Source organism: Devosia sp. SD17-2 (genome assembly GCF_029201565.1).
Lineage (GTDB): Bacteria > Pseudomonadota > Alphaproteobacteria > Rhizobiales > Devosiaceae > Devosia.
On record NZ_CP104002.1, the window covers coordinates 635,840 to 657,614 of the forward strand.

Here is a 21,775-nt window from a genome sequence, read left to right on the forward strand (position 1 = left end):
TCACGAGAGAGGCGCGGCGGCCGGAGCCGCCACGCCGGATTTAGGGATTAGTTCTTGGTGGCTTTCCAGTAGCGGTCGTCCGACAGCGTCAGGCCCAGTTCGAGGTTTTCGACATTGGCGCGGACAGCGACGCGGCGCACTTCCTGGAACATGTAGAGGAAGGGCGAGATGTCGGTGTGTTCGAGCTGGATCTCCTCGTACATCTGGCGACGCTTCTCGTTGTCGTTCTCCCGCAGCGCGGCCATGGTGCGCGGCGAGATATCGCCAGCGTCCCAACCGAAGCGGTCGGCCAGGCTGGTCGAGCCATCCGGGGTGTCTTCGGAGTTGACGGCGAAAGCCTTGGCGTTGGAGTGCGGATCTGGATAGTCCGGACCCCAGAGGCCAACCCAGATGTCGAGATCGGCAGAGCGGTAGCGTTCCAGCCACTGCTGACCGTCCACGACGAGCAGGTTCAGCTCGACGCCGGCCTGCGCCATGGTCGCCTGAGCTGCCTGGGCGAAGTCGGTGTAGGGAGGCGTGTTCCAGACGACGGCGTCGAGTTTGACGGGCGTCTGCACGCCGCTCGAGGCGATCAGTTCCTTGGCCTTTTCGATATCGAGCGAATAGGGGTTGTGGTCGATGGCGCCCAGGAAGCCTTCGGGAACGAAGGTCTGGTGGGTCTTGATCGTGCCCTGGCCGATGGTCTGCTCGATGCCTTCATAGTCGACGAGGTACTTCATCGCCTTGACGAAATCGGGCTGGGCCAGCGCTTCGTTGCGGACGTTGAGACCGAAATAGTAGATGACGCCGGAGCTGCCATCGAGGGTCTTGACGTCAGCATTGCCAGCGATCGAGGCGTGGTCATCGGCGCCGAGCTTGTTGGCGATGTCGATGTCGCCCTTTTCGAGCAGCAGGCGCTGGGCAGCGCTTTCCGGAACGTGCTGGAAGAAGATGCGCTCCATGGCAGGGGCTTCCAGCCAGAAGTTTTCGTTGCGGTTGAGCATGATGGACTGCTTGGGCGTCCAGGTGCCCAGGACATAGGGGCCGGAGCCGGCCGAATTGGCCTGCTTGAGCCAGGCATTGCCCATGTCGCCATCAACTTCGTTTTCCATCACGAGCTTGCTGTCGACGATGCCGCCGCTGTGCGAGGAGAGCGCGTAGAGCACGAAGGACTCGGCGTAGGGTTCGCCGATTTCAAAGACGAGGGTCGCGTCATCGGTGGCCTTGACGCGTTCCTCGACGTTTTCAGCCGAGAGACCGAGCTGGGTCAGCAAGAAGGCCGAGCGCGAGGCCATCTTGACCACGCGGCGCAGCGAATATTCGGCGTCGTGGGCGGTGACCGGATTGCCCGAGGCGAATTTGGCCGCCGGGTTCATCTTGAAGGTGAAGGTCTTGCCGTCTTCCGACACGGTCCAGCTTTCGGCCAGAACGCCATAGATCTTGGTCGGGTCCTTGACGTCGGGGGCGATCAGGGTCTGGTAGATCTGCTTGGCGGCCATGATGCCACCGACTTCGCCCACTTCACCCGGATCGAGGGTGATGATGTCGTCGAGCGCATCGGCGATCACCAGCGTATTGGCCGGGGTGGCCGCATAGGTGATGCCGGTGAGCATGGTCATGCTCAGAAGCGCCGCGGTTAGCGTCCTCGTCAGTTTCATCGTCAATTCTCCCTTGTTTTGATCGGCTGCGTTCCCGGCAGCGATGACGATATTTGAGCTGGATCGGCGTATTCGGAAAACACCTTCATGGTGCCAACCCAGAGTTCGATGGCGACGTCCTTGCCCGGATTGCGCGACATGTGCGGCAGGCTGGACGAGAAATGGAGGGTTCCGCCGGCTTCGAGGGGATATTCCACCCCGTCGACGACGTAGAGCATCGTGCCGCTGATGAGGTAGACGAAGTCCTCGCCCTCATGGCGCATGATCTCGGAGGAAAAGCCCGGCGGCACATGGGTGATGACGGCGTTAAGCGCGGCGTCGGGGAAGCCGGGTTCGAGAAATTCATAAAAAGGTTCGGTGGCGCCGAGGGAGAATTTGGCGCGCTTGGTCGAATGGCTGACCATTTGGTGCTGGCGCGGCGGGGCTTCGGAGAGGAAGCGGTCGACACTGGTGTCGAGGGCGCGGGCCACGGCGTAGAGCGAAACCAGCGAGGGCCGGGAAATGTCGCGCTCGATCTGGGAGATGAAGCCGACGGTCAGGCCACTCGCCTTGGCGACGCTGGCAATGGTGAGGCCGAGCTCGCGACGGCGGGCCCGGAGCCGGTTGCCCAAGGTTGGTGCGGTGGTAGCAGGATCCAACGCGCCCTCCTGTCGTCGATCTGTTTAGCTACACTAAACAGATCGGAAAGCGGCGGTCAATCCTGACTAATTGTATAGGAATGAAGCGTTTTTTCCAATGCCGCTGTCTCGTCGACGATCTCGGCAAAACCGAGTTCTGTGCGGATGCGGCTGGTGTCGAGCGTGAGGGGATAGCGCAAATCCATGGCCTCGGCGCGGTCGGCCCAGATGCCTTCTCCGGCCGGGGCGGCCGTCACTTCGGCGCTTGAGCCAAGCATGGGCAAGAGGAGGCGAGCCCAATCGGCTGCGGGGCGGACGAAATTCTGGCCGACATTATAGGTGCGGCGGCTGGCCTTGGGATGGAGGGCGGCGAGCACGAAGGCTTCGGCAATGTCCTCCACATAGGCATAGGAATTGAGCCAGCCATAGGCGCGCTCATCCATGGCGAAGGTATCGCCCTTGGCATTGTCGGCGACCCAGCCGAAACGGCGCTGCTTGTCGGCGACGCCAAAGATCATGGGCGGGCGCAGGATGACGAAATCCATGCCGGCGGCGCGCACCGCATCCTCGATGACGATCTTGTCGTAATTGTCGAAGAGGTCTTCGCTGACGCCCTGGGGGCGGCGGGAATTGCCGCGATAGGGGTAGCGCATGGTGCGCAGCGGGGCGTCTTCGTCGGCGGGTGCAAGCCGAATTTCCGGCGCGCCTTTTTTGAGTAGGCCTTCATAATTGGCGTAGACGTCGACCGAACTCGTCAGGATGTAACGGGCGTTCACGGCCCGCGCGGCGTTGATGACGGCCTGGGTATTGCCGAGGCTCAGGGCATAGATGTCGATGACGACGCTGACATCGTGCTGGCGGAATAGGTCGGTGAGGGCGGCTTCATCGGTGCGGTCGGCATGGGCGATGCGGACGGCGTCCGGGAGATTGGCCGGCTCATTGCCGCGGTGGACGACGAGCGGGGTTTCGCCATGGGCGAGGAGACGCAGCGCCACGTTGCGGCCGAGAAAACCGCTGCCACCGATAATTGCTATGGTCATGAAAAGTCCGGCTCAAATCGTTTGAGCGGGCAATCTAGCCCAAGCCCTTCCTCGGTGCACGGTCAAAAAAGAGGCGGGATTGCTCCCGCCTCACATGGTCAGCACGTCGTCCGATCAGCGCTGCGCGGCAGCGTCGGCCGGGGTCACGGGGCCGAAATCATTGCCCCAGGAATTGCGGATATAGCTGCCGATCTGGGCGACGACTTCGTCGGAGAGATCTGCGCCGATCGGCGGCATATAACCCATGCCGTGGATAATGGTGGACGCCACGAACGCCGCATCGGCGAGGTTCGCATCGCCAGCGAGGACGGCGCCAGCGCCGCCTTCACCATTGACGCCGTGGCAGGCCGAACAATTGGAAACATATTCTGGCTGGCCGGCCGCGATGAGAGCGGCAAGGTCAACCTCGCCAGCGGCTTCGGGGGCTGCCGCTTCCGGTGCCGGGGCGGTTTCAGCCGGTGCAGTTGCTGGCGGTGCAGCTTCGGACGTGCCCGGTGCAGCGCCGAGATTGGCGGGGTTTTCGCCTTCTTCCGGGCCACCGAGGTTCTGGGCTTCGCCCGTCGTTGCCGAGCCGCCACCGGCGCCAAGCGCATTGCCTTCTTCGCCACCATAGGTGAACTTCAGAATGGCGCCAGGATTGTGCAGCACGCTGGTGGTCAGTTCATTGCCATAGAGCTGGGCGACGGAGCCGAAGGCGTCGGTGGCGATATAGACTTCCTTGCCGTCTTCGGAGACCAGAACATCGCGATAGCGGTTTTGGGTGCCAAGCCAGGCGACCGGCAGGCCGTCAGCGGCAGTGCCATCTTCGGTCAATTTCTGGACGTAGAGAACGCCATGCTTGAGCGTCGGCAGGAGGAGGGAATTATCCCACTCCGGAATCCCACCCTCACCGGCGTCGTAATAAAGAATGGAGGAGGGGGCGATGGTGGGGTTGCAGACAAAGCCGCACTGCTCGCCGAAGGGGAAGTCGCTCTCGACGGTGAAATAGGTGGCGAGCGGATCCACCATCTCGCCTTCAAAGGCGGATTCGAGCGTTTCCGGAACACCTTCGGGCGCCGGGGTGGTGATGCGCTGGACGCTCTCGGGCGCTTCGCTCCAGTTGAGATAGGAATAGGCCTTGTCATCGATAAAGCCGGCAACCAGCGGCCAGCCATAATTGCCGCCCGGCTCGATGATGTTGATCTCATCGTCGCTCGATGGGCCGTGCTCAGTTTCATAGAGGACGCCATCGGGGCCGAAGGCGATGCCCTGCGGATTGCGGTGGCCATAGGAATAGATGTGGCTCTTGACGCCATTGATCTCGGGATTGTCCTCCGGGATCGAGCCGTCGAGCTCGAGCCGAAGGATCTTGCCCGAATAGGTCTGCCAGTCTTCCGCTTCCACTTCGTCGGCCGTCGGCAGGTCCTGGGCGCGATTGGGCAGGCGATAGTTGCGGCCGAAATTGGCGCCCTGTTCGCCGATCGAATAATAGAGCTTGTTGTCCGGGCCGAAGACGACGCGGCCGGCGTTATGGTCATTGCCGCCGGGCAGGCCGGAGATCAGCACTTCGGGCGAGCCGAGCTGGCCGGTGGCGGCGTCATAGGTGTAGCGCACGATCTGCGCCGAGGCCTGCGGCGTGGTCTCATCGCCGACATTGACCGTGTAGCCGATGTAGACAAAATCATTGCCAGTGTCCTGACCGAGCTCGGGATGGAGCGCCAGGCCGAGCAGGCCCTCATGCTGGGGGCCGGTATAGACGTCGGCGAGGGTCAGGATCACCTGTTGGGCGCCGGTGTTGGGGTCGACCTTGGTGATTTCGCCGCTGGTGCGTTCGGTCAGCCAGATCTGCCCGTCGGGGCCCCATTGCATGGCCCAGGGGTTGCTGAGTGCGGTGGTGAGCACGCGCGAGGAGAAGAGATCGTTCTGCCCCTTCTCGATCTCGATCGGGGTTTCCTGAGCGATGACGGGATGGGCGAGCGCAAGAGCGCCCAGCGCCACGCCAGCCCACAACCCGATTTGCTTTGTTCTGCGTGGACGGCGTTGCGTGATGACACTGGCCATTCTGTTTCCTCGGAGATGATTGGATAGGGTAGGCCACAGCGCAGACATGCCGGGTCTTTCAATCCAACGTTCGCGGCGCAGTTTGGTTCACGCCGATGAGAGGTCCGCCGTCCGCCGCCGGTCTTGCGGAAGGCAGGATCCGTGCTGGAACGCTGACCCTGTGGAAACGTTATCGGCGAGCGCGGTCGTAGCTACGGCCGGCAGTTGCATCGCAAGGGAGCGCCTTGCATGACCATTCGCAGGATCATCGGCACCGCAGGCTGGAGCATTTCGGGCGAACTTTCCGGCCGGTTTTCCGGCGTGGGCAGCGCTCTGGCGCGCTACGCGAGCGTCTTCGATGGCGTCGAGGTCAATTCAAGCTTTTACCGGCACCATCGGCAGTCGACCTGGGCGAACTGGCATGATGCCGTTCCCGCCCATTTCCGGTTCGCCGTCAAACTGCCGCGCACCATCACCCATGTCCGGCAATTGACCGATGCGGCCGAGGAGATCGCGACCTTTGCCGACGAGATCGCGCCGCTGGGCGACAAACTCGGGCCGGTGCTCGTGCAGCTGCCGCCATCGCTGGCTTTCGAGCGGGCCAGGGCGGCGGTGTTCTTCACCGAGCTGCGCCAGCGAATTGCCGGTCAGGTGGTGATAGAGCCCCGCCACATCAGCTGGGGTCTGCCCGATGCCGACGCCGTCCTTGCACAGTCCGATATTGGCCGGGTCTACGCCGATCCGCAAAAGCTCGAGCTCCGGCGTGAGCCGCGCAACCGCAGCTTTACCTATCTGCGCCTGCATGGGGCGCCGCGGGTGTATTTTTCAGCCTATTCGCCTCGGGACCTGGGCGAATATGCCGAGATCATGCGGGCCGCGCAGGCTGATATCTGGTGCATTTTCGACAGTACCGCCTCGGGCGCGGCGCTGCGCAATGGCCTCGATCTCCGGGCGATGCTGGCGCGGACCTGAAGAAAAATGTCGGAGCCGACCAAGCTTGCCCGGTCCTGCGGCGTCTCATCTTGCAAGAGAACCCTGTCCGGCCAAGGAGCCCGTCCATGCTGCGCAAGACTATCGTTGCCGCCGTCTTTGCCCTCGCTGCCATCGCCCCTGCGATTGGCCAGGAGGCGGTGGATCACCTCGGTACTGGTGACCCGATCGCATTTGGCGGCACGGACTATGGTCTCGCCTGGTCGTCGCAGCCGAGCCCGGGCTACACCAAGCAGGAATATCTGCCAGAGGGCGCCGCGCTCGAGAGCTATGAGAGCATGGTGCTGGTCGAATTCCTCGCCACCGACCTGCCGATCAGCGATGTGGTCGCCGCGCAGATGGCGATGATCGAGCAGCGCAAGGCGGCCGATCCCATCGCCAATTTTGCCGTGTTCGAAAACGCCGAGCAGGGCGAAATCTTCCTCGACTTCGTGCTCTCGGCCAAGGACGCCAATGGCGAATACATCATCGAGTGGAACGGCTATCGCTACAGCGCCGGCGAACACGAGGGACAAAAGGGTGCCCTGCTGTTCGCCATAAGCGAGCGGGCCTATGGCAATGCGGCGTCCGAAGAGTTCCTTCGCGGGCTCCGCGATTTCAAGACGCAACGCACTACGGCGCTCACCAACGCTGCCTTGCCCCAGCCGCGCTGAGACGCGGCCAGATCCACCGTGGCGGCGGGCCGTGCGGCAGAATCTCAATTTTGCCGCAACGATATCCAGACTCGGTGGTTTCCTGAGTGGGCCATTGGGGAAGGGAACAGGGTGCAATTTGTTGAGGAGGCGGGTGCCGAGCCGGCAGACACCACCGCAGCGCTGCTCGCTCAGGTGCGGGCTGGCGATGTGCGCGCCTTCGAGCGCCTGCTCGCCGACCATTATGGGTTCATCTACAAGACCGCCTTTCGCTGGCTTGGCCACAAAAGCGACGCCGAGGACGTGACCCAGTCGGTGTGCATGCGGCTGGCCGACGCCATCACCCGCTTTGACGGGCGTTCGAAATTCACCAGCTGGCTGTATAGTGTCACGCTCAATGCCGTTCGCGACCTGCAGCGCAGCCGGCAGCGCCAGGGTCGGCAGGTCGACGCTGTGTCTCATGTCGCGCGTACCGCCAGCGCACCGGATCAGGAGGATCAGCTGCGCGTTGATGACATCTGGCGCGTCGTGCGCCAATTGCCCGATAAGCAGCGGGACGCCGTGCTGCTGGTTTTTGGCGAGCAATTGTCCCAGGCCGAGGCTGCAGTCATCATGGGATGCAAGGAAGTGACCGTCTCCTGGCACATTCACAATGCCCGCAAGGCGCTGAAGGACCTGCTATGACCGCCCGCCAGGACCCCTTTTCGCTGCTGAATGCGCTGCCCGAGCCGCAGCCCGACCCCGTCATCATGAATGCGGTGATCGCCCAGAGCGCTGCCGAATTTTCGCGCCGGCGCACCGAGGCCAACCGGCCGCGCAATCGCCCGTTCTTCCCCCGCTCGGGCCTTCTGGCCTGGCTGGTGCCTACCTGTTGCGCCGCCTTTGGCGTGGTCGCCGGCATTGCGCTGGCGCCTATGATGGGCCCAACGGTGCAGATCGACCGGTCGGGCGACATGGTTGTCGCCGAAGCGCCGCCGTCTCCGGCTGATCTGCCCCCGACGCTGTCGCGCGGCGCGCCCGCTCCGGACGCAGAGACCCAAAGTCCGGGGACAGGTGAGGTGGTGCGCATGGGGGCCCAGTCGGGGCCGCGGCTTGGCCCGCCTCCGGCGCAATCGGCGATGGTCACCACATTCGCGGGCGAAGACGTGCGCGTTGGGGCGCGGTTCACGGCCACCACGCTCGCGCTTTTCCTGCCGGATCTTTCAGGGGATGCAATCATCGACCAGCAGGGCATGCTGCCGGGCGAGGAAATCGAAATTCTGGCGGCGTTCCGCCAGACCGACCCCGACCGCGTCGCCATCAGACTGCGCGTTAACGCGCAAAGCTTCTGGCGGGTCTATGAGCCGGAAAACGGCGCCTACACGCGCAACGCCGCGCTGTCAGCCCGCGTCGCCACTGCAGAGACAAGCGCGGATGTGCGGGAGCTGCTGACGCAGGACTAGCGCGGGGGCGGTTAGGTCAGGGCTGTGGGGTGATGGAGCGGGTGAAGGGCTTGGCACTCTATGGCATAACTGCTGAACTTAAAAGACAAAGAAGGTTCGGAGCGGAATTGGTATCGCTGCAGGTATCCCCGCAGGGAGCGCCGCGATGGCTTGTGAACAGACTGGTCTTCATCGGCAAGCCCTGAAGCCCAAGTGGTTGTCGATCATGCCTTAGATGGTGGAGAGGGTTGTGGACATGGCCGAGCATAAAGACGCACGGTGCGCGGAATCCATATCCCGCCCATGTCTCTTGTTATGCTGCGGCTGGTGTTCGGAGTGCTCTGCTTGGTGGTCAGCGTGGGCATGTCTGGCAGGGTCGGTGCGGCGCACTCGATCTAAATGAGAGGTTAGTCATCTGCAGTAAAACTCCCGGAACGGTCGGGAGTGATTGTGCATCTTATAGCGCGAGGCAATCTCTCGCTTATTGCGCTCTGCAGTGAGCCGGACTAAATCGACCCGCCAAAGGTATCCCTTGGGGAGGCAAATAAAGTGAATTGGTTCTTATACGGGCTGATTGCGGTCTGCACTGCCACCGGTCTGGCTGCTCTTGCGGGGCTGATCAACATTTTGGCTTTGATCGCCGCCAGATGATTGCCATCAGAGACATGAATGACAACGCGACAGCAGAGGACCCAGCGCGAGTGCAGAGCAGGGTCAGGGCGTTACAGGCACGTTGGTAAGGTCATCACAGCAGGCTGATGACAGTCCCGCTACGCGGTCGCACCGAGCCAACCTCGTGACAAGCTACACGAAGAAGGCGCCGCCCGTGCCAGGCGACCCCAGAAGAAGCAGCATTGACCGAGGCGCTGGGGATCTAGTTCTTTTTCCTCAATAGGGCTTCCAGCTTTGCCAGGCGCTTCTCCAGTCTGAGGACTTCCGACACCCCCCCCGGCCCAGATCCAGCCGTCTTCTTTTCCGGAGCCTTGTACTCCTCTCCCGGTATGGGGAGAGAATCGTCAGGCTGAGACGGCTCAGTATCAAAGAGCGCGTAGTGAGTGAGCGGATCGTAATAGCGCAGCAGCGTCTTCACAAATTCATGCAGCGGCACGTCAAGAGCTGTCGCAAAGGCAATATATTGCGCGGGAGGCAAACGGCCGCGACCGGCCTCCAGTTGGGATATGAAGGTGTAGTATTCAAATCCGACTGTCGTGGCTAATTCCCTCTGGCTCAGACCGGCGCGTTCACGCAGAGCCCTCAACCAACGACCGGCCTGCTGCCTTAGCATCTGCGTCTCTTCAACACCTTGCGCAAATTGGGGATGGATGGTCACGGCTGCCTCCCAGCAATTCATTTTGCTGTACACTCAAAACCACATACTCAATCACTGCACGGATGTAAAGCAGGATGTTAACCCGCGCACACCATTGAAATCTGGCGGATTTTCAGCATTTCCTGCTAATTCAGCAACTGGAAGCATCGCTGAATTTCAGCCTTGACGTACAGTAAATCCGAGTCTAGTTATCCATCGACCGACTTAGCAGGTCGACTTAAATCTCGAGAGGAAATTTCCCATGGCAACCATTCAAGGCGTTTATGTCGCCCTGTTCGGCCGTCCCGCAGACCCGCTTGGTCTCGCTTACTGGAAGGGTGTCACCAATGATGGCGCCAACCTGTCTCTGATCGGCGACCTTGCACAGGTTCCGGAATACCAGGACCGCTTTGCTGGCCAGTCTGACGCTCAGGTCGTGAATTCGATCTACCAGACCCTGTTTGGTCGTAGCGCTGACGTTGCTGGCCTGACCTACTGGGTTCAGGGCCTGCAGTCCGGCGAATTCACCATCAACGACGTTGCTATCCGCATTCTTGACGGCGCCCAGGGCGCTGATAAGACCCGCGTCGAAAACAAGATCGCTGCCGCTGACCTGTTCACGGCTTCGCTCGACACCGCCGACGAAATCCTTGCCTATGAAGGCAATGCCGCTGCCGATTTCGGTCGCGCGTTCCTCGCCGGCGTCACCACCACTGTTCCGACCGAAGAAGAAGTCGAAGCCGTCGTGAGCGACCTCGTGACCGAAGGTCCGGGCCTGATTGGCGACACTTTCACGCTGACCACAGCTGCTGACACTTTTGTCGGTACAGCTGGCAACGATACTTTCCAGGCTAAGGCTGGTGGCGACCTCGCTGATCGCACGCTGAACCAGTTCGACTCCGTTGATGGCGGTGCTGGTGTCGACACAATGAACATCATTGCTCGCGGCACTGCCGATGTGGCAGTTCCCACTGGCGCTACCGTGAAGAACGTTGAGATCATCAACGTCCTCAATGAAGGCAACAACAACGTTGTGGCTTCCGGTTTCCAGGGTGCTCAGCAGGTCTGGCAGATCGGTGGCGCAGGTAACATCACCGGCTTGGCCGCTGGTACTACCGCTGGCTTCCGCAACACTGCAGTGAATGACATTATTGCGGCTGCAGCTGGTGTTGCGGCAGTGTCCGTGGCTCTGGACAACGTTGCCGTCGCCTCCACCCTTAACGTTGATGGCGCTGCTGTGAATACGCTCAGCGTCTCGGGTTCAATCTCCAAGGCTGGCGTTGCTCCCGGCGCCTATGCTGATCTCGCTCTCGATATCAGCAATGACACCGCAGCCACCAACGCAAATATCACTACCCTCAATCTGGCACTGACCAGCAACACCGATCTCTCGATCGATGCCGCTGGCGCGACCGAGCTGGTGACTGTTGACGCAAGCCAGTCGACCGGCGGCATCCGCATCAACCTGATCGGCGTGGCTGCTGACGCGCTGGACCTCGCTTCGGTTACGCTGGGTTCGGGCAATGATCGCGTTCTCTTCAACAACGTCGCTTCCGACGCTGATGAAGTATCGTTCGACTTCGGCGCTGGTAACGACGAGATCGTCGTTGGTCTCCAGGCAACTGGCGACACAGCTCTGACCATCACCACCGGTGCAGGCGATGACGTGATCACCCTTCAGGGCGGCAACGTGAACGTCAATGCAGATGAAGACGGTTTCGATGGTAGCGTGACCATCACCGATTTCTCCGCAGCGTCCGACTCGCTTCTGGTTGAGGCATTTGACGGCTTCACTGCTCAGAACCTGGTGAACAATGCCATTGCCGGCGCAGAGTCGCTCTACGATGCAGTGGAAGCTATTCAGACCATTCTGGAAAATGGCGGCACCAACATCACCAGCTTTGCGAAGTTCTCCTTCGACGGCAACACCTACCTTTACGGTAACGTTGAAGCTGCCGGCCTTGATGGCGACCTCCTGGTTGGCTTCACCGGCGCAGTTGATCTCAACAACAACAACGTCGCTGAGTTTGGCACCATCTAATGACGTGACAGCTATTCAATGAATAGCTTAGGCCCCGCCATTTTTAATGGCGGGGCCTTTTTCGTTTCCGGGCCGTGGTTTTGGCGCGACAAATAATTTGATTCGACTTTAAGGAAAATACTTTCATAATATTTGATTATTGTTGGCATGAGGGGGTGGCGTTATGACAGTCTACTGGGCGTCTTTCCGCATCGCGTGGGGATAGGAGGCACGTCGATCGATGGGATAACATAACGGATTCCATAACAGGACTGTCGACGAACTGCTGGCTTGAGTCCGCTTACTTCATTCTATTTGAGACCAGTGCCGATATCGAAGTCGTTTGTTCTGAGGTCAAGCGCGCCATGGGCGACAATGACCTCGCTGTCATAGGTTTCCACGAGCACAACCTCCTGAAGATCGTGGGCGAGGTCCGAGACAGCGCTGTCTTTAATCTCGTGCCGGACGCTGAACACTTTCGGTAGGCAGCTCGACTGCAAACCCAATTCTTCGCCAACATTCGGCGGCTCGGGCAGGCCGGCGCTCCAGGGTAAGCTCTCTACTTCCCGCCGCTATTGATCCACTGCCAGAAGCCAGATCCGATGATGGCGAAGCAAATGACGATGACGGCGGTGATGACGGCATTGCCGATCTTGGTGGACATGTTGTCCCTCATGCGACGCAGTCCGCGGAGGAACCGGAAGTCCTCGCGGGCCTCGTCCTGATGGCTCGCATCGTCCAGCCGCAGCCCAGCGTCAGCCAGCTCATCACGGAAAGCGTGACGAATCTGGCCGAGCTGCTGCTCGGTGAAGCCCTTGCCGATATTGTCCACCAGGATGGTGTGGCTAGACGCGAGCTGCGTCTGGTTACGTTCCATGGCATCGAGCCGGCGAAGGATTGCCGGCAGGTCTTGGTCTTCCATAAGTCGGCCCTTTGCCGCTGGTGGTGAAGAACGGCGCGGGACCGCCTAACGCTGGGTCAACCGCTCCCAGATCGTACGAGGTTTCGGGGCAGCAGCGGCGACGGCATCAGCCTGTCGAGCGGCAGTCGAGCCCTTGGGAAGCACTGCCTTCTTGCCATCGGTGGTCACCACCTGCGGCGCCGCTGTCGCCCTGAAAGACTGCCATTGTGTCCAGAGATACCAGACCAGACCGAACACGGCCGAAACACTCAAGCTCCCGCCCTGGCCCGTGAAGATGGCGCGCACCGTTTCCTGCATGTCAGGCGGCATGGCAAGATAGACCGGGATGAGCGCGAAGGCCCACGCAGCAAGCTCTTGGGCGCGGCGCCAGAGCCAACCGAGAATGACGTTCTGTGCAATGGCTGCAGCAATGCTGGTGATCATGACAAGGCGCCTCCTTGGCGCTATTGGAGGTCAGAATAGTGAGAGGGCACCACGCGCCACGAACACGATGGCCGCGGCGATCAAAGCGCAGATCATCGCCTCGCCGATACCTGGCAGCGATTTGCGCTCGGTGGTCGGAACCATGGCGGTCATGAGAACCACCAGGACGTAAAAAAGGGCGGTCAGAGCCGCCCATGCGATCAGCATTGCGATCATGGTGTCGGCCTCCTAGAACCGGACAAAGAAAAAGGCCGCTGCGAGGGCGGCCAGGATGACGACTGCGGCGATGATGCCGGCGGGCCTAATGCCGCCGGGGTTGGCGGGGTCAGGGAGGCCGCTTGTGGGGATGGGTGAGGGATTAGGCGCGGAAGCGGGCGAGACGCCACCATCGGGCTGCGCTGCTGCCAGAGCGAGCGCCTGTTCGAACTTGTCGGCATAGCCAGCGATCAACCTGGCCTTGTCCGTGCCGTTGATGACGCGCCGGGCATTGATGTAGTCGGTCTGAGACGCGTTGATGTAGTCGCCCAGCTTCTTGCCGGTGTACCATCCTTCCAGCGAGCCACGGACAAGAGCCATGCCCGCGATGACAGGATCGAGCGCCTTGTCGGGATTGGACAGCAGGTCCACATCCATTTTGAGCCCGGCGTTCCGGTAATTGAAGCGGCCTGTGATTTGCACGAAGCCCCTGCCCCGGAAGCGGTAGCCGTCACCGATATTGGTGTTGCCGAGGGTCTTGCCGATCTTAGTGCCGGGCTCGTACTTGTCGAAATACGACTTCGCTCCGCGCTCATGGATCGGCTGCATGGTTCGCGCCGTCTCGTGGAACGTCGTCGCGAGCAGATAGGCGAGCTTGCGATCATCCTTGTCGCCGGATCGGTCCCAGGCAGCGATGACGGCCTTGATGCCGTCGACCTGAGACTGAGAGAGCGTGCCGCCGAACAGCGACGAGCGCACCGCGTTGAAGAACGCAGCGTTCTTGGCCATGACGGCCTCCTGTGATGTCGGGAATAGAAAAAGGCGGCTCCGAAGAACCGCCTGTCAGATGGATACGAAAACGCCCCCGGACATATCCGGAGGCGTAGCCGTCCTGGTGGTGTTCAGAAGCGCTTAGAGATCCACTGTTTCCGCCGCGCTGCCAATGATCGAGATGCCAGAGTAGTTGTACGTCTCGGCGGCGCCAAAGTTCTGGCTGTTGAAGATAACCGTGTCGATCTCCGTGGCGGCATCGATGGCGTACGAGGTTTCATCGCGGAAGATCTCATCGCCGTTCAGGAACCAGATGTGTGCGTCATCTGTGAAGACAAAGGTCAGTTCGACGCTCTCCATTTCAGATACGTCGATCTCCAGATACTCGCTCCAGCCATAGCCAGCCCAGAAGCGGAAGCCCCCTTCGAAGCCAAATGGCACATCGTCGCCGGGTCGCTGCGAGTAAACGACTTCAGCGGCATCGGCATCTAAATATTCCGCAATGGCGAATGCACCACCCCCTAGAAGGCTGCCTGTTGCGTCCTGCATCGTAATCCAGATGCCTGTCAGTTGGCCGACGCCATCCGTTTCCCAATTCGAGCCAATGTCGAGAACCGCTGATACCTTGGCATTGTGGCCGATGCCGTAATTCTCGCCGTCATCCAAGATCTTAACGCCCTGGTAACGATGGTGGTCTGTTTGTGGACCTTCCGGGTTGATGGTTATTGTCAAAGTGTCTCCGCCATCGCCATGATCGACGACCGCAGGCGCAGTACGATCCGTCTCAAATTTGGCTTCACTATTGACGTTCTCAGGCAGGCCTTCGGACACGACGTAGGCTTCGAAGAGAAGCTTGGTGCCATAGAACCCGCTGCCACGTGCGTCCAAAAGGTTCGCGGCAAGGAAGGCCAGGTCCGCATCGTTCTTGCTTGCGATGTCCGCTAGATTGATGGTGTAGTCGTCGATAGCAAGAGCTTCCGCACGCGCTTGCGCGGCGGATGAAGAGCTGTTCGCCCACTGATCAATCAGATCCTGTCGATCCTCGCTCAGACCGGCAGCCTGACCCAGCGCTGCAATCATATCGTCGAGGTTGGTCGCATCGTCCAGCGCCTCGATAAACCGGTACTTGGCGTACTCAGTTCCCACGTGGAACGATACGGTGTCCTTGATTTGTGCAACGGTCGTGAAGGTGCCGAATAGCTGGACCTGCTCATGAACGCCGAATGCCACTGCCTTCTGGCGACCAGAATTCAAGCCGAGCTCAGCAAATGCTTCCGCTTCGTCCGCTCCGAACAGCGCGCCAGCATGTTCCTGCAGGATCGCTAGCATGCCATCCCGGCTTGCGGCGTTGACAGCAAGAACTTCTTCAGGGAGAGGTGGCGGAGGGGTCGTGCCACCGTTACCACCGCCACCACCACCGCCGCCGCCGGTATCCCCATCGCCGTCCCCATCATCCTCATCTTCATCGCCACCATCGCCGTCGCCGTCGCCGTCGCCGTCGCCGTCATCGGTATCCCCGTCACCATCATCAGGTCCGGGGTTAGGCTCATTGATGTCTGTCGGGTCCTCGCCAGCTATCACAGCGTCTGCGGCCTGCTTCGCGCTTTCTGGTGTGGCGGGATTATCTTTGTCGATAGCGTCGAGGAATTTCTTGGCAAGATCGGCCGCCGCGGCACCCTTGTACTCGTCAATCTTGCCGGGCGTGTCCAACGCGGCAGTGAACAGCTGGGCAGCTTCAACCTTTGCTTCGATGTCAGCCTTATCGTCGCCTTGGGCGCCGTGCATGATGTTCACGGCAATTGTCGCCAGCGACTGCGCGCCGGACGCCAGTTGCTCCTTGAAGTAGGCCAAGCCCGCAGTATCAGGCGTGCGACCAAACAGATTCAGGTAGATACTCGTAATCACCTGATCGGGTGTCTGCCCGGCAAAGCGGTCCGTGTATTCCTGGACCCCCGGCAGCACCCGCAGCATTTCCGAAAGGTCTGCGCCACCCTTCGTCATTTCTGTCCAGTAAGCCAATCCGCCCGGATCGGCCGGACGACCGAATAGCGCGACGTATATCCCCTGAATTGCAACTGACATTTTGCTTCCCTCACAGATGAGGGCCTTACGCATGCAATGCTGCCCCCGTTGAGGGTAAGTTAAGCAAAGCACAAACTGTTAATCAATGGTTAACCGTTAAATTCGCGCTTGGTATCGCTGGAGTTTATCGCAGTTGGTTAACGGCGATCTGTTGGGGAAGGTCATGTCAATTAGCAAAAGCGAATTATTACAATCACTTGCGACGACCGCGTCTAGCTGTATCACCGGCGACCCAACGCCCCGCTAGCGCAACTCGCCCCAGAGCTCTGATAGCCCTAAGTTGACTTTGCGTTGGGTGGAGGAGGGGGTATAGCACACGCTCTATTAATACGGCACCAACAAAGAGTGCCATGGAGCCCCACCATGGAAGCCCGTCCTTATATCGAACCGACGCCTGAAGAGGCCCAGGTGCTGCGAAAGCAGGCCGGAAGATACCTCAAAAATCTACGTGAGCAGGCTGGCCTCACCCAGCGCGAGCTGGCAATTGCGGTCGGATTTGACTACCACACCTTTATTTCGCAACTGGAGAGGGGGCATGGCCGCATCCCTCCCGGACAATATGTTGCCTTCGCTGACGCGCTGGACGTACGTCTCTCCGACTTCGTGAGAACCCTTGTCCGCTATTACGACCCGATCACCTATTACGCGATCGTCGAGGCTGCCGATGCTGACAAACAATCGGCGAGCGTCGAAGGGGCTGAGACAGTGGTTGATTCGCAGAACACGGACGAACTTTCCGAGCGCGTTGCACGGCTTGAAGCCCTGATCGCCGCGAAAAAGTGAAGTTGAAAGGGCCTATTAGAAGGCTGGCGACCTGTGGCTAAAAGCCGACACTGTTCTCAGGTGCGCACTCAGGCAAGGCGACAATTATAAACGATCGCAAGCCTCCGGTTACCTAGTGCAAGTCATGACTATAAATGCGCGTCAAAGTGTGGATTGAATATAGAGATCAGAGCTGGTAGTTTAGCGCTACCATTCGAGATGGTGCGAGAGGTCGGGTCCAAGAAATTGGCCCGGCCTCTTCGCTTCTGACCACCGAGCAGTGTAATCACTCTATTCCCGTCAGGTGTCACGCCGAATTGGCGGCTCGTTTTGCGACAAGAGCCTCAAGGCGCTGGAGCCGTTCCGCCAGATCCTCGATGTCCACATCCTCCGTCACGCTTTCCGGCTCTTCCTTGGCCTCGAACAGGGCATAGTAAGTAATCGGGTCATAATAGCGCGTCATCGTTTTGACGAATTCACGCAGCGGCACCTTCAACGCCTTCGAAAACGCGAAGTATTGCCCTTGAGGAACACGGCCTCGCCCGCTCTCCAGCTGTGATATGAAAGTGTAATATTCTATGCCAGCAAGTTCAGCGAGCTTGCGTTGGCTGATCCCTGCTTCCTCGCGGAGGCTGCGCAGCCATTTGCCAGCTTCAACGCGAAGCTGTTGCATTCCCTCCGTACTTGGCACTGCGATGTGATGCCGTCGCATTACTCAATCCCCTGGCGCGCCACGCCTAGCTAGAAAACTGCTACACCCCGATGAATGTTGCTAATCACTGTATATGCGTAATCTTTTCACGTGTAAAGTGAATCACTTCATTTCGGAAGCGCCCGTCAAGCAAGGGTTTTAGCGGGTCATGTGCGATTTTAGGGCGACAGTAAATCTCTAATATGTCTTGACGTGCTGTACAAGCTGGAGCTAGAAACACGCCGACCGACTAGATGGGTCGACTCAACTCGAGAGGAAAATTTCCAATGGCAACCATTCAAGGCGTTTATGTCGCCCTGTTCGGCCGTCCCGCAGATCCGCTTGGCCTTGCTTACTGGCAGGGTGTCACCAATGACGGTGCCGACCTGTCTGCTATCGGTGATCTGGCAGCAATGCCGGAATACCAGGATCGTTTCGCCGGCCAGACGAACGCGCAGATCGTAAACTCGATCTATCGCTCGCTGTTCAATCGCGATTCAGATGCAGCCGGCCTGTCTTTCTGGGTGCAGGGCTTGGATTCAGGCGAATTCAACATCAATGATGTGGCCATCCGCATTCTCGATGGTGCTCAGGGCGCAGACAAGACCACCGTCGACAACAAAATTGAAGCTGCTGATCTTTATACTGAATCGCTCGATACCGGCGCAGAAATTGCCCAGTATTCCGGCAATGAAGCCGCAGCAATCGGTCGCGAATACCTCGCAACTGTGACCACTGCTGTGCCAGATCAGGCCGCTGTTGATGCTGCCATTGCTCGTCTGTTCGATACCGGCGGCCCCGATGGCACCACCCTGACCACCGGCGCTGACGTTGTCACCGCCAATCTTATAAACGCCCCGCTTATCGCCCTGCCAGGTGTTGAGGCTGCTGAAACCCTCAACAGCTTCGACGTCATTACCGGCGCTGGCGAAGATGCGACGCTGGTTGCCACGCTTCGTGGCTCGCAGGGTCCGGTTTCGCCGACTCTCAAAGGTGTCGAGAACGTAGTCTTGACTTCGATCGCACCCGTCGACGCAGTTCTCGACCTGCGCAACGCTACGGGCGTCAATTCCATTGCGAATGAATGGAGCGATGGTGGCCTTGAAATTCGCAACATCGCCTTCGTTGAAGGTTTTGAGCTGTCCGTTTCGGACACCGGCGCAGGTAGCAGCTTCGCTTTCACCGAAAGCAGCGTGGATGGTGACGCAGACGAGCTGGCACTGACTGTGTCCAATGTCGACGGTGGCGTCTCGATCTCCGGTAACGGCGAAGGCATCGAAACGGTTAATCTCGTGTCGGAAGGCATTGAGAACAATATTGGCCTCGGAGTTTCCGGTCTTGCGACCCTCAACATCTCCGGCGACGCTGACCTCAATATTGGCAGCGCGATCGGCGCTTCGACTATCGATGCCTCGGGCCTAGAAGCTAACCTTTCGATTGACCTGCTTGAAGGCCTTACCGAACGGGATGTGACCTACACCGGTGCGGTCGGTAATGATAGCGTCTACGCCGGGACAAGCCTGACCAGCGCTGACACTCTCGATGGTGGCGAAGGCGAAGACACGCTGATCCTCACCAACGCTGGCGGCGTGTTTTTTGACAGCGAAGAAGATGGTGACATCAACGTCGTGAACTTCGAAACGCTCGGCCTTGATCTGACTGATGACTCCGCTCTGGATTATGCAGCATTCAGCGACGATACGGAGTTCTCTCAGATTTCGGTTATTGCTGTAGACAACGGCGATGGCAACTCGGACCAGTTCGATCTGGAATTGAACAATCTCCGTTCTGTTTCGAACTTCCTCTTCCAGAGCGATAACGTACGTAACGTCGCTGGAGACCTCATCTCTGAAGATGAATTCGATAATATCGATATCGTCTACGCTGAAGATGAGGAAGTCCGCTCGGTCAACATTGATTTCGTCAACCGCCTGGTGATCGGTGACTCGCTCGATGTCACTAATCTTAACGTAGCAGTCGACGCTGACTTCGATGATGACGAGCTGACAACGATCAATCTGTCCGCGAATTCGATCATTGGTGCAGGTGACACCGTCACTATCGGCGATCTGAATACGGACAGTGTCGAAACTCTGAACATCACAGGCAGTGCAAATCTCACGATCAGCACCGCCCTCAGTGATGTGATCGAGGAAGTCAACGCTGGTGACTTCACCGGCGACCTGGTCGTGGCGCTCGGCGACGTGACCGACGGCGGCACCATCACCTCAGGTTCGGGCGATGACGTACTGACAGGTGGCGCTGGCGATGACACCATCCTCGGTGGTGCTGGGGACGACACTATCAATGGTGGCGGCGGCAATAACATCCTGACCGGGGGTGCGGGCTCGGATACCTTCGTTGTCAGGGATGAGGCCTCCACTGCCAACGGCATTGATCGCGTCACCGATTTCACCGCCGGTGACAACGGCGACATCCTGGATATCGACACGGCAAACGAAGCCACCGGCGCAGCTAACTTCCTGTTCGTCACTACGAACGCGGGTATCGTCGGTGTTGATCAGGTGTTCTCAGCTAACAGCAACTTGGTCACAATTTCAGAAACAGCTTCGGCTGCTGAATTGGCTGGCCTGTTCGGTGCAACGGGGGCCCTTTCCGGCGTTACCGAGACTGTTGCTGGCGACTTCTACATGGCCTTCCAGACGTCGGGCGGCAATGTCAACCTCTATCTCTTCAGTGACACAGGCGTCAACAACGGTGCGATTGAAGCTGACGACACCTTTGCATTGGTCACCCGCTTGACTGGTGTATCCATCGAAGACCTGAACAACAGCAATTTCGATTTCGTCTAAGGCTTAGCGTTAGACCTCGACATCTGCCCTCGGGGAGCAATCTCCGGGGGCTTTTTCATGAATGAGGATCAAAATGACAAATAGCACCATTACGATCGACGGGACTGCCTATCAGCTGGACGCTCTCTCCGAGGGCGCCAGGGGCGCTATCGCCAGCATTCGCCTGGTGGACAGGAAAATGGCAGACTTGCAGAACGAACTCGCCATCCTCCGCACCGCTCGCCAGGCCTATGCGCGTGCGATCAAGGCTGATCTCAAGAACGAGGGATAGCGCACGGATCCGATCGCTGGACCCGCTCGTAATAGGGCTTGTTCAAGTGCTCTCCGCCGTGCAAACACCACCCCTAGCCCAGCGTAGCGTGTTTCGGCAGAACATAATCGTCACCCTCATCCGCGCCCGCTGGGGCTTTCACCGTTCGCCCATCCTTACCAGTCCCATCGCCCGGCTCCTTGAGCTCCAGCGAGGTCGTCGATCCGCCACTGCGGTCGGCCTTGTTGGTCACGCTAGCAATGCGATAGGTGCCATCAACCCGCGGATAAGCCCCCTGCAAAATAAACGGCGCTTCTGGCTGCGCCGTAACATCGAGGTCCAGGGTGACCGAACCACCTCCACCCTCGCGCTTGCTGTCGGCTTTGCGCCCTTCGGCGATCATGCGCGCCTGGTTCTCGTCAGCAGCAATGGTGAGGCTCTCCCGATCGACGCGCGCCCGCTCATCGTCTGTCTCCATACGGATGGTTTTGAACACCGCTTCTGCCCTGTCAAAATACCGGACCGCCGCGGTCTTGAACCGGTCGCGGGTCGAGATCGGCTCAATATCGAGGCCTATGACGTTCTGCCCGACAATGCCGATTACCGGCGGCAGCGCCACGCCGCTCGGCGCGATCCCGGTTCCCCGCTTTGCCAGCACGGCGCGCTCGCCACGGATCTTGAACGTCCCGCCAAGATCGCGTGCCAGCTTTTGGCCGAGATGCAAAAAACTCTCGGCCTCGGCAGACCAGTAGTTCCGGGTGATCGCGGCAAAGCTCGGGTCAATCTGGATGCCGGAGAGGCCCGCCGTTTTGGCCGCCTTGTCGAGGAATTGCTGTAATGAGCCATCGTCCATGTGAAAGCTCTGCGGCTGCTTGACGGGACCATTGGCATCAAAGCCCTTGGCGCCGACATTGAGGGTTCGACCGCCGCCACGCGAGAGCGCGAAGCGGACGCTATCGACAACGCCGTCAAACTTGTTGACGCCCTCGAGATAGACCTGAACCTTGCCGCCGTTCTGCGGCAGCGTGATCTGCCCGCCCGCAGCGTCGAACTGCAGCTGGCAAGTGTCTCCGGCGGTGCCGTCCTTATCCGAAATAGACACCGAAATCAGGAACGGACGCATGGCAGCGGTCATGTCCCGGCCATCAGCCAGGACACGCCAATCAACTTTCCAGACCATG

At 59.6% G+C, this 21,775-nt stretch carries 20 protein-coding genes and 1 pseudogene; 8 read left to right on the forward strand and 13 right to left on the reverse strand.

Features of this window, described 5'->3' with window-relative positions:
- Positions 1-47 precede the first annotated feature (47 nt).
- From NYQ88_RS03185 to NYQ88_RS03200, 4 genes are all read right to left on the reverse strand, one after another.
- Positions 48-1,637 (reverse strand): ABC transporter substrate-binding protein, encoded by a 1,590-nt coding sequence (locus NYQ88_RS03185; protein WP_275653530.1) that lies wholly within the window; start codon positions 1,635-1,637, stop codon positions 48-50.
- A gap of 2 nt (positions 1,638-1,639) precedes the next feature.
- A complete protein-coding gene (locus tag NYQ88_RS03190; protein WP_275653531.1) occupies positions 1,640-2,275 on the reverse strand; it encodes a cupin domain-containing protein in 636 nt (211 codons plus the stop codon).
- 56 nt (positions 2,276-2,331) lie between these two features.
- Positions 2,332-3,294, reverse strand: a complete 963-nt coding sequence (locus NYQ88_RS03195; protein WP_275653532.1) for an NAD-dependent epimerase/dehydratase family protein — start codon at positions 3,292-3,294, stop codon at positions 2,332-2,334.
- A 114-nt stretch (positions 3,295-3,408) separates the two neighbouring features.
- The gene (locus NYQ88_RS03200; RefSeq protein ID WP_275653533.1) at positions 3,409-5,334 is read right to left on the reverse strand and encodes a glucose/sorbosone family PQQ-dependent dehydrogenase; all 1,926 of its coding nucleotides are present in this window, start codon (positions 5,332-5,334) and stop codon (positions 3,409-3,411) included.
- A 228-nt stretch (positions 5,335-5,562) separates the two neighbouring features.
- Here NYQ88_RS03200 and NYQ88_RS03205 point away from each other — a divergent pair, with 228 nt between their 5' ends.
- From NYQ88_RS03205 to NYQ88_RS03220, 4 genes are all read left to right on the forward strand, one after another.
- A complete protein-coding gene (locus tag NYQ88_RS03205) occupies positions 5,563-6,285 on the forward strand; it encodes a DUF72 domain-containing protein (protein ID WP_275653534.1) in 723 nt (240 codons plus the stop codon).
- A gap of 86 nt (positions 6,286-6,371) precedes the next feature.
- A complete protein-coding gene (locus NYQ88_RS03210) occupies positions 6,372-6,956 on the forward strand; it encodes a hypothetical protein (RefSeq protein ID WP_275653535.1) in 585 nt (194 codons plus the stop codon).
- 111 nt (positions 6,957-7,067) lie between these two features.
- Positions 7,068-7,619 carry a sigma-70 family RNA polymerase sigma factor gene (locus NYQ88_RS03215; protein WP_275653536.1) on the forward strand — a complete coding sequence of 184 codons (552 nt, stop codon included), beginning with the start codon at positions 7,068-7,070 and terminating at the stop codon, positions 7,617-7,619.
- A complete protein-coding gene (locus tag NYQ88_RS03220) occupies positions 7,616-8,377 on the forward strand; it encodes a hypothetical protein (protein WP_275653537.1) in 762 nt (253 codons plus the stop codon). Before NYQ88_RS03215 ends, NYQ88_RS03220 begins: the two co-directional genes overlap by 4 nt.
- Positions 8,378-9,410: 1,033 nt before the next feature.
- Here NYQ88_RS03220 and NYQ88_RS03225 read toward each other — a convergent pair.
- Positions 9,411-9,641 (reverse strand): annotated as a pseudogene (locus tag NYQ88_RS03225) (helix-turn-helix transcriptional regulator); the annotation flags it as partial.
- A gap of 286 nt (positions 9,642-9,927) precedes the next feature.
- Between NYQ88_RS03225 and NYQ88_RS03230 the strand changes: the two are divergent.
- Positions 9,928-11,706 carry a DUF4214 domain-containing protein gene (locus tag NYQ88_RS03230; RefSeq protein ID WP_275653538.1) on the forward strand — a complete coding sequence of 593 codons (1,779 nt, stop codon included), beginning with the start codon at positions 9,928-9,930 and terminating at the stop codon, positions 11,704-11,706.
- A 290-nt stretch (positions 11,707-11,996) separates the two neighbouring features.
- Here NYQ88_RS03230 and NYQ88_RS03235 read toward each other — a convergent pair whose 3' ends face one another.
- From NYQ88_RS03235 to NYQ88_RS03260, 6 genes are all read right to left on the reverse strand, one after another.
- Positions 11,997-12,185: a hypothetical protein gene (locus NYQ88_RS03235; protein WP_275653539.1), complete on the reverse strand. Its 189-nt coding sequence runs from the start codon at positions 12,183-12,185 to the stop codon at positions 11,997-11,999.
- A gap of 59 nt (positions 12,186-12,244) precedes the next feature.
- Complete coding sequence (locus NYQ88_RS03240; RefSeq protein ID WP_275653540.1) at positions 12,245-12,607, reverse strand: hypothetical protein; 363 nt, start codon at positions 12,605-12,607, stop codon at positions 12,245-12,247.
- 45 nt (positions 12,608-12,652) lie between these two features.
- Positions 12,653-13,030, reverse strand: a complete 378-nt coding sequence (locus tag NYQ88_RS03245; protein ID WP_275653541.1) for a hypothetical protein — start codon at positions 13,028-13,030, stop codon at positions 12,653-12,655.
- A 30-nt stretch (positions 13,031-13,060) separates the two neighbouring features.
- Positions 13,061-13,246 (reverse strand): hypothetical protein, encoded by a 186-nt coding sequence (locus NYQ88_RS03250; RefSeq protein WP_275653542.1) that lies wholly within the window; start codon positions 13,244-13,246, stop codon positions 13,061-13,063.
- A 12-nt stretch (positions 13,247-13,258) separates the two neighbouring features.
- A complete protein-coding gene (locus tag NYQ88_RS03255; RefSeq protein WP_275653543.1) occupies positions 13,259-14,014 on the reverse strand; it encodes a glycoside hydrolase family 19 protein in 756 nt (251 codons plus the stop codon).
- Positions 14,015-14,137: 123 nt separating this feature from the next.
- Positions 14,138-16,078 carry a DUF4214 domain-containing protein gene (locus tag NYQ88_RS03260; RefSeq protein WP_275653544.1) on the reverse strand — a complete coding sequence of 647 codons (1,941 nt, stop codon included), beginning with the start codon at positions 16,076-16,078 and terminating at the stop codon, positions 14,138-14,140.
- Positions 16,079-16,441: 363 nt separating this feature from the next.
- Here NYQ88_RS03260 and NYQ88_RS03265 point away from each other — a divergent pair, with 363 nt between their 5' ends.
- The gene (locus tag NYQ88_RS03265) at positions 16,442-16,861 is read left to right on the forward strand and encodes a helix-turn-helix transcriptional regulator (protein ID WP_345774609.1); all 420 of its coding nucleotides are present in this window, start codon (positions 16,442-16,444) and stop codon (positions 16,859-16,861) included.
- 286 nt (positions 16,862-17,147) lie between these two features.
- Here the strand turns inward: NYQ88_RS03265 and NYQ88_RS03270 are convergent, their stop codons facing one another.
- Positions 17,148-17,513: a helix-turn-helix transcriptional regulator gene (locus NYQ88_RS03270; RefSeq protein WP_345774610.1), complete on the reverse strand. Its 366-nt coding sequence runs from the start codon at positions 17,511-17,513 to the stop codon at positions 17,148-17,150.
- Positions 17,514-17,818: 305 nt separating this feature from the next.
- Between NYQ88_RS03270 and NYQ88_RS03275 the strand changes: the two genes are divergently transcribed.
- Together NYQ88_RS03275 and NYQ88_RS03280 are read left to right on the forward strand one after the other, a co-directional pair.
- A complete protein-coding gene (locus NYQ88_RS03275) occupies positions 17,819-20,344 on the forward strand; it encodes a DUF4214 domain-containing protein (RefSeq protein WP_275653546.1) in 2,526 nt (841 codons plus the stop codon).
- Positions 20,345-20,417: 73 nt separating this feature from the next.
- Positions 20,418-20,615: a DUF6447 family protein gene (locus NYQ88_RS03280; RefSeq protein WP_275653547.1), complete on the forward strand. Its 198-nt coding sequence runs from the start codon at positions 20,418-20,420 to the stop codon at positions 20,613-20,615.
- A gap of 73 nt (positions 20,616-20,688) precedes the next feature.
- Here the strand turns inward: NYQ88_RS03280 and NYQ88_RS03285 are convergent, their stop codons facing one another.
- The gene (locus NYQ88_RS03285) at positions 20,689-21,774 is read right to left on the reverse strand and encodes a late control D family protein (RefSeq protein WP_275653548.1); all 1,086 of its coding nucleotides are present in this window, start codon (positions 21,772-21,774) and stop codon (positions 20,689-20,691) included.
- Position 21,775: the final 1 nt, after the last annotated feature.

What these genes read in the sequence shown, in the direction of transcription:
- NYQ88_RS03185 (WP_275653530.1), bottom strand. Translation starts at nt 1,637, where the DNA reads ATGAAACTGACGAGGACGCTAACCGCGGCGCTTCTGAGCATGACCATG.
- NYQ88_RS03195 (WP_275653532.1), bottom strand. Translation starts at nt 3,294, where the DNA reads ATGACCATAGCAATTATCGGTGGCAGCGGTTTTCTCGGCCGCAACGTG.
- NYQ88_RS03200 (WP_275653533.1), bottom strand. Translation starts at nt 5,334, where the DNA reads ATGGCCAGTGTCATCACGCAACGCCGTCCACGCAGAACAAAGCAAATC.
- NYQ88_RS03205 (WP_275653534.1), top strand. Translation starts at nt 5,563, where the DNA reads ATGACCATTCGCAGGATCATCGGCACCGCAGGCTGGAGCATTTCGGGC.
- NYQ88_RS03210 (WP_275653535.1), top strand. Translation starts at nt 6,372, where the DNA reads ATGCTGCGCAAGACTATCGTTGCCGCCGTCTTTGCCCTCGCTGCCATC.
- NYQ88_RS03220 (WP_275653537.1), top strand. Translation starts at nt 7,616, where the DNA reads ATGACCGCCCGCCAGGACCCCTTTTCGCTGCTGAATGCGCTGCCCGAG.
- NYQ88_RS03230 (WP_275653538.1), top strand. Translation starts at nt 9,928, where the DNA reads ATGGCAACCATTCAAGGCGTTTATGTCGCCCTGTTCGGCCGTCCCGCA.
- NYQ88_RS03240 (WP_275653540.1), bottom strand. Translation starts at nt 12,607, where the DNA reads ATGGAAGACCAAGACCTGCCGGCAATCCTTCGCCGGCTCGATGCCATG.
- NYQ88_RS03245 (WP_275653541.1), bottom strand. Translation starts at nt 13,030, where the DNA reads ATGATCACCAGCATTGCTGCAGCCATTGCACAGAACGTCATTCTCGGT.
- NYQ88_RS03250 (WP_275653542.1), bottom strand. Translation starts at nt 13,246, where the DNA reads ATGATCGCAATGCTGATCGCATGGGCGGCTCTGACCGCCCTTTTTTAC.
- NYQ88_RS03255 (WP_275653543.1), bottom strand. Translation starts at nt 14,014, where the DNA reads ATGGCCAAGAACGCTGCGTTCTTCAACGCGGTGCGCTCGTCGCTGTTC.
- NYQ88_RS03260 (WP_275653544.1), bottom strand. Translation starts at nt 16,078, where the DNA reads ATGTCAGTTGCAATTCAGGGGATATACGTCGCGCTATTCGGTCGTCCG.
- NYQ88_RS03265 (WP_345774609.1), top strand. Translation starts at nt 16,442, where the DNA reads ATGGAAGCCCGTCCTTATATCGAACCGACGCCTGAAGAGGCCCAGGTG.
- NYQ88_RS03270 (WP_345774610.1), bottom strand. Translation starts at nt 17,513, where the DNA reads ATGCAACAGCTTCGCGTTGAAGCTGGCAAATGGCTGCGCAGCCTCCGC.
- NYQ88_RS03275 (WP_275653546.1), top strand. Translation starts at nt 17,819, where the DNA reads ATGGCAACCATTCAAGGCGTTTATGTCGCCCTGTTCGGCCGTCCCGCA.
- NYQ88_RS03280 (WP_275653547.1), top strand. Translation starts at nt 20,418, where the DNA reads ATGACAAATAGCACCATTACGATCGACGGGACTGCCTATCAGCTGGAC.
- NYQ88_RS03285 (WP_275653548.1), bottom strand. Translation starts at nt 21,774, where the DNA reads ATGGTCTGGAAAGTTGATTGGCGTGTCCTGGCTGATGGCCGGGACATG.